This is a genomic window from Streptomyces cynarae, from assembly GCF_025642135.1.
GTDB lineage: Bacteria > Actinomycetota > Actinomycetes > Streptomycetales > Streptomycetaceae > Streptomyces > Streptomyces cynarae.
In genome coordinates this window covers 6965023-6980241 of the sequence record NZ_CP106793.1, presented here as the reverse complement: position 1 = coordinate 6980241, position 15219 = coordinate 6965023, and the positions used below count along the sequence as shown (strand labels likewise).

General features: G+C 73.0%; 11 protein-coding genes and 2 pseudogenes. 4 read left to right on the top strand and 9 right to left on the bottom strand.

Annotated elements, in window-relative coordinates; translation table 11 throughout:
• Positions 1-747: 747 nt before the first annotated feature.
• The 5 genes and pseudogenes from N8I84_RS31680 to N8I84_RS31660 all read right to left on the bottom strand — a co-directional run bounded on the left by N8I84_RS31680 (position 748) and on the right by N8I84_RS31660 (position 6542).
• Positions 748-3568: pseudogene (locus N8I84_RS31680) on the bottom strand (DEAD/DEAH box helicase).
• Between the two features lie 147 nt (positions 3569-3715).
• Positions 3716-4303 carry a sugar kinase gene (locus tag N8I84_RS31675; protein WP_263232824.1) on the bottom strand — a complete coding sequence of 196 codons (588 nt, stop codon included), beginning with the start codon at positions 4301-4303 and terminating at the stop codon, positions 3716-3718.
• A complete protein-coding gene (locus N8I84_RS31670) occupies positions 4300-5445 on the bottom strand; it encodes an ROK family glucokinase (protein WP_263232823.1) in 1146 nt (381 codons plus the stop codon). Before N8I84_RS31670 ends, N8I84_RS31675 begins: the two co-directional genes overlap by 4 nt.
• Before the next feature lie 91 nt (positions 5446-5536).
• Positions 5537-5671: pseudogene (locus N8I84_RS31665) on the bottom strand (ATP-binding cassette domain-containing protein); the annotation flags it as partial.
• Between the two features lie 121 nt (positions 5672-5792).
• Positions 5793-6542, bottom strand: coding sequence for a GntR family transcriptional regulator (locus N8I84_RS31660; RefSeq protein ID WP_263234944.1), 750 nt, complete (start codon positions 6540-6542; stop codon positions 5793-5795).
• Positions 6543-6658: 116 nt separating this feature from the next.
• Here N8I84_RS31660 and N8I84_RS31655 point away from each other — a divergent pair, with 116 nt between their 5' ends.
• The 3 genes from N8I84_RS31655 (at position 6659) to N8I84_RS31645 (ending at position 9805) form a co-directional block, all read left to right on the top strand.
• Positions 6659-7669 carry a Gfo/Idh/MocA family protein gene (locus tag N8I84_RS31655; RefSeq protein WP_263232822.1) on the top strand — a complete coding sequence of 337 codons (1011 nt, stop codon included), beginning with the start codon at positions 6659-6661 and terminating at the stop codon, positions 7667-7669.
• A gap of 285 nt (positions 7670-7954) precedes the next feature.
• Positions 7955-8812: an NAD-dependent epimerase/dehydratase family protein gene (locus tag N8I84_RS31650; protein ID WP_263232821.1), complete on the top strand. Its 858-nt coding sequence runs from the start codon at positions 7955-7957 to the stop codon at positions 8810-8812.
• A 108-nt stretch (positions 8813-8920) separates the two neighbouring features.
• Positions 8921-9805: a LysR family transcriptional regulator gene (locus N8I84_RS31645; RefSeq protein WP_263232820.1), complete on the top strand. Its 885-nt coding sequence runs from the start codon at positions 8921-8923 to the stop codon at positions 9803-9805.
• Positions 9806-10044: 239 nt separating this feature from the next.
• Here N8I84_RS31645 and N8I84_RS31640 read toward each other — a convergent pair whose 3' ends face one another.
• From N8I84_RS31640 to allB, 4 genes are all read right to left on the bottom strand, one after another.
• Positions 10045-10440 carry a ribonuclease domain-containing protein gene (locus tag N8I84_RS31640; protein WP_263232819.1) on the bottom strand — a complete coding sequence of 132 codons (396 nt, stop codon included), beginning with the start codon at positions 10438-10440 and terminating at the stop codon, positions 10045-10047.
• A 176-nt stretch (positions 10441-10616) separates the two neighbouring features.
• The gene (locus N8I84_RS31635) at positions 10617-11435 is read right to left on the bottom strand and encodes an AIM24 family protein (RefSeq protein ID WP_263232818.1); all 819 of its coding nucleotides are present in this window, start codon (positions 11433-11435) and stop codon (positions 10617-10619) included.
• A gap of 228 nt (positions 11436-11663) precedes the next feature.
• The gene (gene alc, locus N8I84_RS31630; RefSeq protein WP_263232817.1) at positions 11664-12779 is read right to left on the bottom strand and encodes an allantoicase; all 1116 of its coding nucleotides are present in this window, start codon (positions 12777-12779) and stop codon (positions 11664-11666) included.
• Positions 12780-12839: 60 nt separating this feature from the next.
• Positions 12840-14180, bottom strand: coding sequence for an allantoinase AllB (allB, locus tag N8I84_RS31625; protein ID WP_263232816.1), 1341 nt, complete (start codon positions 14178-14180; stop codon positions 12840-12842).
• 232 nt (positions 14181-14412) lie between these two features.
• Between allB and N8I84_RS31620 the strand changes: the two genes are divergently transcribed.
• The gene (locus N8I84_RS31620) at positions 14413-15219 is read left to right on the top strand and encodes an IclR family transcriptional regulator (protein WP_200418109.1); all 807 of its coding nucleotides are present in this window, start codon (positions 14413-14415) and stop codon (positions 15217-15219) included.

Below are 15219 nucleotides of genomic sequence, written 5' to 3'. Positions count from 1 at the left end.
AGTTCGAAGGCACCGGCGAGGAGCGCCCGTACGTCCCGCGCCTGGCTGCCGACCGCCGGAGGACGAGTGCTGCGGCGACGCCGAGCACCTGTCGTCCTCGATGCGGCGACGGCTCCTCGGCGGGCGGGGGTCTCCTCGGTGCCGGACGGCTCGGCGGCGCCCTTCTGGGAGCGGGCCGGCCCCGGGTTGCCGGATCGGCGCCCTACCTCGGCCGCCGTGGCGCGGCTCTCCGTGCGTTCCCGTTCCGCCTCCTTCCGTGCCGTCCGCAACGCCTCGCGTGCGATGTCGCCGGGCCGTGTGGCGGACGCGGTGTCCCGCCCGACGGCCGGTGGCGCTGTGGCCGGTAGTGCTGCGGCCTCCGGCGCTGCCGCCGGTTCTCCCTCCTTCGGCTCCTCCCCCGGCTCGTCCGCCCGCCGGGTACTACGACGCTCCGCGTTCGCCCGTCGCAGCGCCGCGCGCGCCGCATCGCCCGGCCGGGGGTCGCCGGCTTCGCCTCCGGCCCGGGGAGGGCGACGTCCGCTCCCCCGACGAAAGGCTCGGCCTCGACAGAAGGCGCGGCCCCAGGGGAAGGCGCGGCCCCGGGGGAAAGCTCGGCCCCGGCAGAAGCCTCCACGCCCTCCGCCTCACCGTCGAGCCGTTCGCGCTCCCGTGCCGCGCGCAGCGCACGGCGGGCCGCGTCGGCGGGACGCGTCGCGCGGTCGCCGCTCGGTTCCCCGCTCGCCCGGGGGCGTTCCTCCGCCGCCCCGTTCATGCCGTCCTCCTCAGGGACACCAGGTCCGCCAGCTCGCGGTCCGTCAGTTCCGTGAGGGCCGACTCGCCCGAGCCCAGGATGGCGTCCGCCAGCGCGCGCTTGGCCTGGAGCATCTCCGCGATGCGGTCCTCGACCGTGCCCTCCGTGATCAGACGGTGCACCTGGACCGGCTGGGTCTGGCCGATGCGGTAGGCGCGGTCCGTGGCCTGTTCCTCCACCGCCGGGTTCCACCAGCGGTCGAAGTGGACGACATGGCCCGCGCGGGTGAGGTTCAGGCCGGTGCCCGCCGCCTTGAGGGAGAGCACCAGGACCGGGGTCGCGCCGCTCTGGAAGCGGTCCACCATCCGCTCGCGGTCGGGCACCGGCGTGCCTCCGTGCAGCAGGTCGACGGGCACCGCGCGGGAGGCCAGGTGCGTGGTGATCAGGCGGGCCATGCCGACGTACTGCGTGAAGACCAGCGCCGAGCCGTCCTCGGACAGCAGGGTGTCCACCAGTTCGTCCAGCAGGGCGAGTTTGCCGGACCTGGCGATGAGGCCCGTGGCGGTCCCCGCGTCCTCCTTCAAGTAGAGGGCAGGGTGGTTGCAGATCTGCTTGAGCGCGCTCAGGAGCTTCAGGACCAGGCCCCGCCGTGCGATGCCCTCCGCGGTCTCGATCGCCAGCATCGACTCCCGTACGACCGCCTCGTAGAGCGCGGCCTGCTCGCGGGTGAGCGGGACGGGGTGGTCCGTCTCGGTCTTCGGCGGGAGCTCGGGAACGATGCCCGGGTCGGACTTCTTGCGCCGCAGCAGGAAGGGACGGACCAGGCGGGCCAGCCGCTCCACCGCCTGAGGGTCCTCACCGGTCTCCACCGCCCGCGCGTGCCGGGCGCGGAAGGACTTCAGGGGGCCGAGCAGTCCGGGGGTCGTCCAGTCCAGTAGGGCCCACAGTTCGGAGAGGTTGTTCTCCACGGGTGTGCCGGTGAGGGCGACGCGGGCCGGGGACGGGATGGTGCGCAGTGCCTTCGCCGTCGCGGAGTAGGGGTTCTTGACGTGCTGTGCCTCGTCGGCGACGACCAGGCCCCAGGTCTGTTCGGCCAGCCGGGGTGCCGCAGTCCGCATCGTGCCGTACGTGGTCAGGACGAATCCGCCGTCCATGTCGTCCAGGGTCCGCTCCGGGCCGTGGAAGCGGCGGACCGGGACTCCGGGCGCGAACCGGGTGATCTCCCGCTGCCAGTTGCCGAGCAGGGACGCCGGGCAGACCACCAGCGTGGGTTCGCGGCGCGCCCGGCGCAGATGCAGCGCGATGACGGTGACCGTCTTGCCGAGCCCCATGTCGTCGGCGAGGCAGCCGCCGAGGCCGAGGGAGGTCATGAGGTCCAGCCAGGCCAGGCCGCGCAGTTGGTAGTCCCGGAGCCGGGCGGTGAGGCCCGGGGGCGGATCCACCGGGCCGATGCCGGCCGTGAGCCGGTCCCGGAGTGCGGCCAGCGCGCCGGCCGGCACGGCCTGAACCGTCTCGCCGTCGACGTCCGCGGTGCCGGTGAGGGCGACGGCGAGCGCGTCCACCGGGTCGAGCAGACCCAACTCCCGCTTGCGGGCCTTGCGGACGAGCGCCGGGTCGACCAGCACCCACCGGTCGCGCAGCCGGACGACCGGACGGTGGGCCTCCGCGAGAGCGTCCATCTCGGCCTCGCTGAGCGGATCACCGCCGAGCGCCAACTGCCAGCGGAACCGCAGCAGTTCCTCGCTCTCCATGAAGCCGGTGCCGTCGGTCGCCGAGCCGGGCGCCGGGCGTACGACCGCCGTCGCGGTCAGGTCGTGTGCCAGGTCCCGGGGCCAGTGCACCGCGACGCCGGCCGCGCCCAGCCGGGTGGCGGCGACGCCCAGCAGGTCGCTCAACTCGTCCTCGGACAACGCCAGGACGCTCGGCACGTCCTGTTCGGCGAGCCGGTCCAGCGGGGCCAGACCCGGGCCGCGCGGCGGACCGCGAGGGCCGCGTCGACGCGCGCGCGGGGGCCGAAGGCCGCGTCCGCCTCACCGGCCCACAGTGCGGCGGCGTCCACGACCAGCGTCGGGTCGGCGAGGCTGTGCACCTGCACGACCGCCGCCCCGGCGCGGCCCGCTCCTCGCCGCCGTCGAACAGGTCGTACGCCGACAGGTCCAGGCGCAGCGAGATCCGCACGCCCGCGTCCATGCCCGCGGCGACCTCGGCGGCCCACTCGTGCGCATCGGGCAGCGGCTGCGGCTCCTGGGCGGCGAACGGCCTGCCCGCGGTGTGGGCGGCGGCCGGGGTGCGCGGCAGGGTGTCCGCGACCGCGTCCAGGAAGGACCGGACGAGGGCCTCGGGCTCGGGCAGCAGCAGGGGGCCCTTGGCGGGGAGCGGGACGGCATGGCCTTCGTACGGCAGGGCGGCGGCGATGGCCCTGAGGTGGGTGATGTCGTCCGGCTCCAGGGGCCCCGCCCGCCACGCGTCGTGTCCGTCCGGGGTGAGCCCGGGGAGCAGCCGCCCGCGAGCGACGAGCCGCAGGGCGTGCAGGGCGGCCGCGCCCCAGCAGGCGGTCGCGGGGTGGGCGGCGGGGGCGCGGCGGGCTCGCGCGAGCAGCGGCAGGGCCTCGGTGAGGGGCAGGGTCACGGCCGGCACGGTGCTTCTGCGTGCTCCGGATCCGTGCGGCCGGACGACCGTCAGGTCCTCGGTGCCGTCCGACGGCAGCGGGCCGCCGTCCGGGTCCCAGAATGCCACCCGGCTCCGGCGGGGCAGCGGCGCGGGCAGGAAGACCGCGGCCAGACTCTCCCATGCGGGCGCCCGTCCGGGCGCTGCCGCCTCGGCCACCTGCTCCGCCATACGTCCGGTCACCTCCCGCCGCTCGTTCGTATCAGTCGTCTTCGACTCTACGGGCGGGGTCTGACAATCGGGTCCGGCCGCCGGCCGGACCCTGCGGGGGCGGGCCCGTCAGGGGCCGTCGGTCCGGGACCGGTCGGGGATCATCCGTCAGGGGATGGTCCGCGACACCACGTACACCGTCGGGTGCTGCGGCTGGGACGTGTTCACGACGACGTCCAACGTGGGGGCCGGGTTCTTCTGCGCATGGGTCAGGCCGTACCAGGGGCCCTGTCCGGTGAAGGACCAGCTGACGACGTGCTGGTCGCGCGTGCTGATGGCGATGTCGTTCGCCTTCAGCGAGGACCGGGCGGCCTTGAGGGTCGACAGGAACCGGTTCAGTCCGTCGTCGCTGGTGGTGAACTGCACGTACAGCCGGCTGGTCTTCCAGTTGTTCGTCTCGTACGACGCGACCTTCGTCGCGTCCCGCGGGATCCACACCTGGTAGAGGCGGCGCTGCACCTGCGAGGGCCAGCCGGGGACGAGGCCGGTCGCCGCGTACTTCGCCTCCTTGTCCTTGCCGCTGTTGCGGGACTGGTTGGCGGAGATGATCAGGTACCCGGCGGGCACGCCGATGAGCAGCACGATGATCAGGAGGGTCAGCGCCCGGCGGCGGATCGTGCGCCGACGGTCCTCCGGCGGGCGCGGCGGCTCACCCGGGGGTGACGACTGGCGCGGCAGTGAGGCGGCGGCCGTCACAGCAGTCCCTTGGTGGTGCGGCGGGACTCCGCGTACCGCTCGTAGCGCTCGTACCGCTCCACCCGGCGCCGGTTGGCGCGCCGGAAGCGGCGGGCCACCAGCCGGGCGAGGTCCGCGGCGCCGACCATGCCGGCCTCGGGGCCCAGTTGCGCGCGGGCGATACGCGCCTCGGGGCGGTAGCCGCGGCCGGTGAGGTGGCGCTTGAAGGCGTCCCGGGCCGGGCCGATCAGCAGGTCGTCGGCTGCGCTGACGCCGCCGCCGATCACGAAGCAGGACGGGTCCAGGGCGGCCGCCAGGTTCGCGATGCCGACGCCGAGCCACTGGCCGATGTCCTGGAGCAGCTCGACGCACATGGCGTCGCCCTCGCGGGCCAGCTCGGTGATCATCGGGCCGGTGATGTCGGAGATGTTGCCCTTGACGTGCTCGATGATCCCGTACGCCACCGGGGAGTCGGCGGCGGCCAGCTCCCGGGCCTCGCGGACCAGGGCGTTGCCGGAGCTGTACTGCTCCCAGCAGCCGCGGTTGCCGCACGGGCAGCGGTGACCGCCGGGCACGACCTGCATATGGCCGAATTCGCCCGCGACCCCGTACTTGCCGCGCTTGACCTGGCCGTCCTCCAGGATGGCGCCGCCGATGCCGGTGCCGAGGGTGATCATGACGAGGTGGTCCTCGCCGCGGCCTGCGCCGAAGCGCCACTCGGCCCAGGCGGCGGCGTTCGCGTCGTTGTCGACCAGGACCGGGACGGCGAGCCGCTCGGCGAGACGGTCGCGCAGGGGCTCGTTGCGCCAGGACAGGTGCGGGGCGAACAGGACGCGGTTGCGGTCCGCGTCCACCCAGCCGGCCGCGCCGATGCCGACGGCGTGCACGTCGTGCCGGTCGGAGAGGTCCAGGACGAGCTCGACGATGGTGTCCTCGACGACCTTGGGACTCTTGGACTTGTCGGGCGTCTCGGTGCGGAGCTTCTCCAGGATGTTGCCGTCGGCGTCGACGACGCCGGCCATCACCTTCGTGCCGCCGATGTCGATGCCGACCGTGGGGACGCGCGGCGCCGACAGATGGGAACGGCGCTCGCGCGTGCCGACGGTCCGCAGGACGGTGGCCCGGGCGGAGCCGCGGTGGGTGAAGTCGCGGTAGGTGCTCACCGGCCCGATTCTGCCGCACGCACGCGTTGGCCTGCACCGTGGGCCCCTTCGCCGCGCTGGGGCCTTGGACGGTGTTCTGCGGGGGCGCCCCCTACCGGGCGCGTTCCAGTTCGTGGCGCAGATCGTCCAGCTCCTCACCGCCCGCCATCTGGCGTGTCAGCTCCTCCAGGGTGATCTCCTCGCGGACGTGATGCGCGATCATCGTGCCGCGCTTGAGGAGGAGGAACCAGCCGACCGCTGATCGACGTCGCAGGTCAGGGCTCGGTAGGGACCGGGGGCGGGCATGGGGACGGACGGGGAGGGATGGGGACGGGTGGCATGGCGGGCCACCGTGCGCCCCCGGCGGCTCAGGAGCGTACGAGCAGCTGGAACTCGAACGAGTAGCGCGAGGCGCGGTAGGTGTGGGTGCCGAACTCCACGGCGCGGCCCGTGTCGTCGAACGTGGTGCGCTGCATGGTGAGCAGCGGGGCGCCCTCCGGCTCGCCGAGTCGTTCGCCCTCGATTCGGTCGGCGATTCGGGCTCCGATGGACTGCCGGGCGCTGTGCAGGGTGATGCCGGCGGCGCGCATCAGCCGGTAGAGGCCGGTGGCCTCCAGCTGGTCGCTGTCGAGGTCGAGCAGGCCGGTCGGCAGGTAGTTGCACAGATACGCCATCGGTTCGCCGTGCGCGAGGCGCAGCCGTTCGACCTGGTGCACCTCCATGCCCTCGGGGAGGCCGAGCGCGGCGGCGACCTCGGCGGAGGCGGGCGCGAAGGTGTTGAGGAGGACCCGGGTCGCGGGGCGCTGCCCGGCCGCCTCCAGGTCGTCGTAGAGGCTGCTCAGCTCCAGGCCGCGCTTGACCTGGCTGTGCACGACCTGGGTGCCGACGCCACGGCGGCGCACGAGCAGGCCCTTGTCGACCAGGGACTGGATGGCCTGCCGGACCGTGGGGCGGGACAGGCCGAGCCGCCCGGCCAGTTCGATCTCGTTCCCCAGCAGGCTGCCCGGCGTCAGCTCGCCGTGCTCGATCGCGGCCTCCAGCTGCTGGGCCAGCTGGAAGTAGAGCGGCACCGGACTGCTCCGGTCGACGCTGAGCTGGAGCGGGACGGTGGGGTCCACATCTGGTTTCGGCACGGGGCGAGCGTAGCTCCGGCGCTTGTTGACGGGAAGTTGTGTAGTCCGGTTGTCCGGACAAAGCATTGACATAGTGGGGGGTACACCCCCACGTTGGTCACATGCGCATCGGACTGATCGGAGCGGGGCGTATCGGGACATACCATGCGGCTTCCCTCAGCCGTCACCATGAGGTGGGCTCGCTCATCATCACGGACGTCGACACCGCGCGGGCCCGCCACCTGGCGGACCGGCTGGGCTCGACGGCGGCGCCCGGCGTGGACGAGATCTTCACCTGGGGCGTGGACGCGGTGGTCATCACCGCGGCGACCGCGGCGCACGCCGAACTGATCGGCCGGGCGGCGCGCTCCGGGCTCCCAGTGTTCTGCGAGAAGCCCATCGCGGTGGACCTGGCGGGCACGCTGGCCGCGCTCGCCGAGGTCGACGCCGCCGGGACGGTGTTGCAGATGGGCTTCCAGCGGCGGTTCGACGCGGGCCACACGGCGGCGCGGGAGGCCGTGCGCACGGGGCGGCTCGGACGGCTGCACACGGTCCGCGCGCTGACGGCCGACCAGGCACCGCCGCCGGCCCCGTATCTGCCGGTCTCCGGCGGCATCTTCCGGGACTGCCTCATCCACGACTTCGACATCCTGCGCTGGGTGACCGGCCGGGAGGTGGCCGAGGTGTACGCGACCGGGTCCGACGCGGGCGGGGCGATGTACCGGGAGGCGAACGACGTCGACACGGCGGCGGTCGTGCTCACACTGGCGGACGGCACACTCGCCACGGCCACGGCGACGCGTACGAACGGTGCGGGCTACGACGTGCGCATGGAGCTGGCGGGCGAGCTGGACACGATCGCGGTGGGCCTGGACGACCGTACGCCGATCGCGTCCACGGAGCCCGCCGGTCCGCCGGCCGCGGACAAGCCGTGGACGGGGTTCCTGGAGCGGTTCGCGCCCGCGTACGAGGCCGAGATCGCGGCGTTCGTCGAGGTGGTGCGCGGCGAGCGAGCCAACCCCTGCGACGGCGGCGAGGCACTCCAGGCCCTGCGCATCGCGGAGGCCTGCGAGCTCTCCCGCCGGGAGCGCCGCCCGGTGAATCTCGGGGAGATCCCGGGCGCCCGCGACTGACCGGCGGCCGGATCGGGTCCCGTCCGCGTGCGGTTCGCGCCGGGTGTCGGGCCGGGCGGGCGGCGTGCGCCTTCGACCGGCGGCTGACGGCGGACGAAGAGACCAGGGCGCGGGCCGCGACGCGCCGCACCGTGTCGACCGCGGCCGGGCATCAGGGCCTGCTCCCGGCCCCCTGCTGCACTGATACCCGTAGGGCATCACAGTCGGCCGAACAGGTCTTGGACGCCTTCCTCGGGTCCGCCGCACGCTGAATGCGACGTTCTGGACCGTACGAAGGGCAAGGCGATGAAGGTTTTCCTCACCGGTGGTTCCGGTTACCTCGGCAAGGCGACGATCACCGCGCTGATCCGGCGCGGACACGCCGTCGAGGCACTGGCCCGCAGCGAACGCTCCGCGGACGCGGTCCGCGCACTGGGTGCCCTCCCGGTGATCGGCGGGCTGGACGACCTGGAGGTGCTCAACGCCGCCGCGTCTCGGGCCGAGGCCGTCGTGCACCTGGCCCAGGCGGACAGCGGGGAGGCCGATCTGGCCGCCGCCGACGCCATGCAGGACGGCATCGGCACGGGGACGTACGTGCACACGGGCGGCACGTGGGTCTACGGCGACACCGACGGGGTGGCCGACGAGACCGCGCCCTGGAACCCGCCCGCCCTGGTCGCGTGGCGGCGCCCCGTGGAGGAGGCCGTCCTCCAGCGGGCGGCGCGCGGCGGACGGCCCGTGGTCGTCCGGCCCGGGCTGCTCTACGGCGGAGAGAACCGGCTGATCGACATGTTCTTCACCGCACCCGGCAAGCAGGCGGGCGCCATCCCCTACATCGGCGACGGCGCCAACCACTGGGCGCTGGTCCACGTCGACGACATCGCGGAGCTCTACGTCGCCGCCCTGAAGGCGAAGGCCGGTTCCGTCTACGTCGGCGTGGGCGGAGTGAACCCCACGGCCAAGGACGTGGCGCTGGCCATCAGCCGGTCGGCCGGCATCGACGGGAAGACGGAGTCGATCTCTCTGAAGCAGGCACGGGAGCAGATGGGCCCCATCGCGGACGCCTTCGCCCTCGACCAGCAGTTCACCCCGTCCCGCGCTCGCGCGGAGCTGGAGTGGACGCCCGGCCACACCGACCCGCTGGCGGTCCTTGCCCGCGGCTGACAACCCGCGGTCGATCCTCAGCGCCGGGTCGGCGGGCCTCGCTCTCGGCGGCGCGGCCGGCACGGTCGGAGGTAGATTCATCTGAAAGCAGACGGGCGGTGCGGAGCTGTGGACGTCGACCTGCGGAAGCTCAGGTACTTCGTGGCGGTGGCCGAGGAACTCCACTTCGGCCGCGCCGCCGAACGCCTGCACATCGCCCAGCCGGTTCTGTCCCGGCAGATCCGGGCGCTCGAGGAGGAGCTGCGGGCAGAGCTGTTCGTCCGTGACCGCCGCGGCACGATGCTCACCCCGGCGGGCGAGCAGTTGCGGGAGGACGCACCCCCGCTCCTCGCCGCGTCCGAGGCACTGCTCCGGCGGGTCACCTCCGCGGCCAGGGGCACGCCCACCTTCACGATCGGCTTCATGCCCGGCATCACCGTGACGTCCGCGGTGCGCGCCCTGACCTCGCGCCGCCCGGGGCTCGAAGTGCGGCTGCTGCGCACGAGCTGGGTCGACCAGGTGGAAGTGCTCCACGACGGCCGGGCGGACGTCAGCATCGTCCGTCTGCCGATCGACCGACAAGGTCTCCAGGTGGTGCCGTTGTTCCAGGAGCCCAGGGTCGTCGTCCTGCCCCTGGACCACCCCCTGGCCGGCAAGCAGTCGGTGGCCATCGCGGACCTGGCCGCCGATCACCTGTTGCAGGACCCGGACGCCGTGCCGGAGTGGCGCGACGTGGCCCTCGAGATGCGCGAGCGCGACCGGCCCGAGGTGCCCCGGATCCATCAGGTCGAGGAGAAGCTGGAGCTCGTGGCCTCCGGAGCCGGAGTCTGTGTGATCCCGCTGTCCACGGCAGGCTTCTACACGCGCCCGGACGTCGTTCCCGTACCGGTCGAGGACATCGGCCCCAACCACGTGTGCCTGGCGTGGATGGCCACCCGGCGTTCCCCGCTCATCCGCGAGTTCGCCGAGGCGGCTTCGAGCATCGCGCCTCCACGGTCCGACGCGATGACGTAGCGATGACACAGTGACCGGGCCGCGTTAACGCCGTCACCCGGCGACCTCCTCCTGGAGCCTGACCGCCGGACACCTCGCCGGCACGCGATCGCCATCGAGGCCCTGGACGCCGTCCGGACGTCCCAGGAGGTGCGTGAGCCCTGACGGCCCCGCTCGTCCCGGACGTCTTCTCCGGCGCCCCCGAGAGCCGGGGTCCGGCCGAGTGCGGACGGGACCCCCGGCTCATGGCGACCGCTCGGTCAGCAGCCGAAGTCGATCAGGTCGAACGTCGCGTAGTGGTCCGAGGTGTAGTAGTCCTCCTGGTACTCCTCGCCCGTGACGATGCGGCGGGCGCCACGCGTGGAGGAGCCGGGGGTGATGACGGTGTACTCGTGGTAGTAGCCGTAGGACTGGCCGGGGAGTACGCCTTCGCGGTTGGAGAAGACGGTGCCGTCCTGCGAGTACGGGAAGGGGCCGCCCTGGTCGATCAGGTCGAGGGTGTCGTGTGCCTGGGACGGCAGGTCGCTGTAGCAGATGCTGCCGACCGAGGTGGCGGCGGCGTCCGCCGTGGTGGCGGAGACGGTGCCGCCCATGAGGAGGGCGGACAGGAGCGCGGCTGCGGCGCCGATCCGGGTGGCGCGTGTGGGGGTTCTCATGGCGGCATGATGACGCGCGTAGACGGTGGCATGTCAATGACAATCTGCGAGATTTTCACGGCAAGTGCCATGTGTTTTCAGCGAGTTAACCTGCCGCCCGCCGCGGGCCCCGGGCGGCCGGGCGGGCGGTTGCGGACGCGGCGGTCGGCCGCCCGCCGGGAGCTCGGTGGCCGGGCTCACCCCGCGTGGGTCGAGAACAGTCCGCCGGTCGGCCCCTGCTTGTCGCCCCCTTGCGCCTTCTTCAACGCGTTGGCGAGGCTCTCGATGGTCAGGGACTGAAGGATCACGCGGCCGTTGCCCTCCAGGGTGGCCAGGGAGAGGCCCTCGCCGCCGAAGACCATGTTCATGATTCCCTGGCGGTTGAGGCCGCCGACGCGCTGGACGCCGTACTGGATGCCCTCCTCGAAGGCGACGACGCACCCGGTGTCCACCTCGATGCGACCGCCGAAGTCGGCGGGGTTGAGGTCGATGAAGTTGCCCGCGCCGGCGATGATCACGGTGCCGTGTCCGGTGAACTTCTCCAGGATGAAGCCCTCGCCGCCGCTCATGCCGGTGCGGCCGCCGGCGAAGGCGATGCCGAAGTCGACGGTCGACTCGGCGGCCACGAAGGCGTCCTTCTCCGCGAACCACGCACGCGTGCCGTCGAGTTCCAGCGCCCGCATCTCGCCGGGCAGCACGCCCGCGAAGCCGACGGTGCCCTCGCCGCCCTGCGCGGTGAAGTACTGGAACGCCAGCGACTCGCCCGCCAGCGCACGCTGGCCGACCTGCATGGCAGTGCCCATGGCCTGGCGGAGGAGGCCGCCCATGCCGCCGCCACCGGCTCCGCCCTGGGGCTGGCCGCCGCCGTTCGACGGGCCGGACAGCCGGGTCTCCATGGTGACGTTCGTGGTCTTGAAGAGGAACTTGCCCGCCTCGCAGTACACGGTCTGGCCCGGGTGCAGGTTGACGACCGCCATCTGCATGGCGTTGCCGACGATTTCTTGCTGAAGAGTCACGCGAGGAGAACGCGACGGACGGGGTGAAGAGTTCCAGCCGTCCGAGGACGGTTCCCGTTCGCCGCCGTCCTGCCGACGCCCCGGCCGGGATCGCACAGGTGCACGCGGCGTAGGACGCGGGCGCGCACCGGCCCGGTCGGCCCGGCCGCGCCCCCGTCGCCCCGCCGGGCCCTGTCGCCCCGCCGGGCCCCCGTCGGACCGATGCGCCCCACGCGCGCGTGGCGTGTGTCAGCCGCCCAGTTCCTGGTGGCGTGCCGCCAGCCGGTTCGCCCCGTCCTGCGTCAGGGAGCCGTGCAGGCGCAGGCGGGAGATGCCGCCGTCCGGGTAGATGTCCACGCGCGCGTGGGTGCCGATCGCCGGGGCCGGGAGGGCGAAGCGGTGGTCGGTGTCGGGCTGGAGGCGGGTGCGCGGGAGGATCTCGCGCCAGTCGCCGTCCTCACCGTCCTTGACCGAGACCGACGCCCAGCCCGCCGCATTGCCCTTCAGGTAGGCGGTGTCGATCTCGATCGCCCGGATCTGTGCCTGCGCCGCCAGGCGGTAGCGGATCCAGTCGTGACCCCGGTCGCGACGGCGCCGTGTCTCCCAGCCGTCGTCCATCTTCCGGGAGCGGCCCGGCTGGATGGTGTTGGTGGCGGGCGAGTAGAAGAGGTCGGAGGCGTCCTCCACCCGGCCCCCGTTCTCCAGGGCCACCACGTCGAAGGTGCCGAGCACCTCCAGCCACGCCGGGTCCGGCACGACCTCGCCGTGGACGCGCAGGCGTGCGATGCCCCCGTCGGGGTGCTGGTTCAGCCTGAGGTGGGTGAAGCGCTGCTCCACGTCCACCTCGAAGCCGTTGGCGGCGTGGCCGCCGACCGGGGTGCGCGGCACCAGCGTCGTCCACTTCACGTCGTCCCCGAGCAGTTCCTCCGGTGACGGGGAACCGGCGACCGACGTGCCCTCGACGGAGACCGCCTGCGGGTAGTTGCCCCGGAAGTGGGCCGTGTCGACGACGACGCCCCGTACGACGCCGGGCGCGCCGAGGCGTACCAGCGCCCAGTCGTGGTCGTCCTGAGCGGGCCACGGGTGCCCGGCCGAGGCGCCCCGGCGGCGGCGCGTCTCCCAGCCGTCCATGACCTTGCCCTTGTGCCCGAAGTGCTCTGGGTCGAACTCGGCGCGCCCGGGCACCAGAAGGTTCTCGCGCTCGGCGAAGAACTCGTCGTTGGCGGCGATGACGCCGGCGCCGAGCCGGCGGTCGGCGAGGTCGGCGTACCGGGTGAAGGGGAAGTCGGCGGTGCGGTAGTCCGCGTAGGGGTCGCCGCCCCGGTAGGGGTTCGCGTCGCCCGTGAAACTCGGAATCGCCGTCACGGTGATCAGTTCTTCCTTTCGGTATCGCCCGCTGCGGGCGCGGGAGTCGATGCGGGCGGATCAGTCGGTCCTGCCGAGCAGGCGTCCCTTCGGTCCGGTGAACTCGCCGTTCGCCACGATCCGTTCGCCGCGCAGCCAGGTGGACCTGACGACGCCGTGCAGGGTCCTGCCCGCGTACGCGGTGACCGGGTTGCGGTGCTGGAGGGCCGCCGGGTCCACGGTGAAGGTCTCCTCGGGCGCGAGCACGGCGAAGTCCGCGTCGTGGCCCGCCGCGATGGCGCCCTTGCGGTCCTGGAGTCCCACGAGCCGGGCCGTGCGCTCGGACATCCAGCGGACCACGTCCTGCAGGCCGTGCCCCCGCCTGCGCGCCTCGGTCCACACCGCGGCCAGGCTCAGCTGCAGGCCCGAGATGCCGCCCCAGGCGGTGCCGAAGTCGCCGGTCTTCAGATCGGCGGTCGACGGGGAGTGGTCGGTGACTACGCAGTCGATCGTGCCGTCCGCCAGCGCCTGCCACAGCAGATCCTGGTTGGCGGCCTCGCGGATGGGCGGGCAGCACTTGAACTCGCTGGCCCCGTCGGGCACTTCCTCGGCGGTCAGGGTGAGGTAGTGCGGACAGGTCTCCACCGTGATCCGTACGCCCTCCGCCTTGGCGGCGGCGATCAGCGGCAGCGCGTCGCTGGAGGAGAGGTGCAGCACGTGCACACGCGCGTTGAACCGTTTCGCCTGGTCGATGAGGTGCGCGATGGCCGTGTCCTCCGCGTGCCGGGGCCGGGAGGCGAGGAAGTCCGCGTATCGGGGACCGCCCTGCTGCGGGGCGGCGGCGAGGTGGCGCGGGTCTTCCGCGTGCACGATCAGCAGCCCGTCGAAACCGGCGATCTCGGCCAGGGAGCGGGCCAGTTGCTCCTTGTCGAGGTGCGGGAACTCGTCCACGCCCGAGGGTGACAGGAACGCCTTGAAGCCGAAGACGCCCGCGTCGTGCAGCGGCCTGAGGTCCTTGACGTTGTCGGGCAGCGCGCCGCCCCAGAACCCGACGTCGACGTGGGCCTTGCCGGCCGCGACCTCCTGCTTGGTGCGGAGGTGGGCGACCGTCGTGGTCGGGGGCACCGAGTTGAGCGGCATGTCGATCAACGTGGTGATGCCGCCTGCCGCCGCCGCGCGGGTGGCGGTCCAGAAGCCCTCCCACTCGGTGCGGCCCGGGTCGTTGACGTGCACGTGCGTGTCGACGAGGCCGGGCAGCAGGACGTCGTCGCCCAGGTCCTCCAGGTGGGCCCCGGCCGGTACGGCGGCGTCGTACGGCAGGACGGCCGTGATCGTGCCCCCGGCGACCGCGACCGACGCGGCGCGCGTGCCTTCGGGGGTGATCACGCGCGTGGAGCGCAGCACCAGTTCAGCGTCGGACACCCGGGCCCCTCTCTGCCGCCGTCCCGTTCCGGTCGACTTCCGGATGACGGGATTTACATCCGCGTAACGGAATTCAACGTTCTGTTGAAGGAGTCTTCCCTCCCGCACCCGCGCCGTCAAGGGCACAATTCCTCCTGACACCCCGGCTGTACAGGCTCCGGCGAACCCTGGACGTTTCCGTGTAGCGGAATTAGCATTCCGAGTAGCAGAACACAGTCGAAAGGAACGCGCCGTGCCGCCGTCGACGTCCAGCGCCAGCGACACCCCCGCCAAGTCCGCCGCGAGCGGTGGTGTCCAGTCCCTCGAGCGCGCCTTCGACCTGCTGGAGCGGATGGCGGACGCGGGCGGCGAGGTCGGCCTGAGCGAGCTGTCCGCGAGCAGCGGCCTGCCGCTGCCCACGATCCACCGCCTGATGCGCACCCTGGTGGCCTGCGGGTACGTACGCCAGCAGCCCAACCGCCGCTATGCGCTCGGCCCCCGGCTGATCCGGCTCGGCGAGTCGGCGTCCCGGCTGCTGGGCACCTGGGCCCGGCCGCATCTGGCCCGCCTGGTGGAGGAGACCGGCGAGACGGCGAACATGGCGCTGCTCGACGGGGACGAGATCGTGTACGTGGCGCAGGTGCCCTCCAAGCACTCGATGCGGATGTTCACCGAGGTGGGCCGGAGGGTGCTGCCGCACTCCACCGGCGTGGGCAAGGCCCTGCTGGCGAGCACACCGGACGACGAGGTGCGCGCCCTGCTCGCCCGAACCGGCATGCCGGCCGCGACGGAGAAGACGATCACCACGCCGGACGCCTTCCTCGCCGCACTGGAGGAGGTGCGCCGGCTCGGGTACGCGGTCGACGACAACGAGCAGGAGATAGGGGTCCGGTGCCTCGCGGTGTCCGTGCCCGACTCCCCCACGGCCGCCGCGATCTCCATCTCGGGCCCGGCGGGGCGCGTCACCGAGGCGGCGACGGAACGGATCGTGCCGGTGCTCCAGCAGGTGGCGGCGGAACTGTCCCGGACTCTGGCGGCCTCGGGCGGCCCGGCCGCGTGA

Coding starts and splice junctions, on each gene's coding strand:
- N8I84_RS31655 (WP_263232822.1), top strand. CDS start 6,659: ATGCGCATCGGACTGATCGGAGCGGGGCGTATCGGGACATACCATGCG.
- N8I84_RS31650 (WP_263232821.1), top strand. CDS start 7,955: ATGAAGGTTTTCCTCACCGGTGGTTCCGGTTACCTCGGCAAGGCGACG.
- N8I84_RS31640 (WP_263232819.1), bottom strand. CDS start 10,440: ATGAGAACCCCCACACGCGCCACCCGGATCGGCGCCGCAGCCGCGCTC.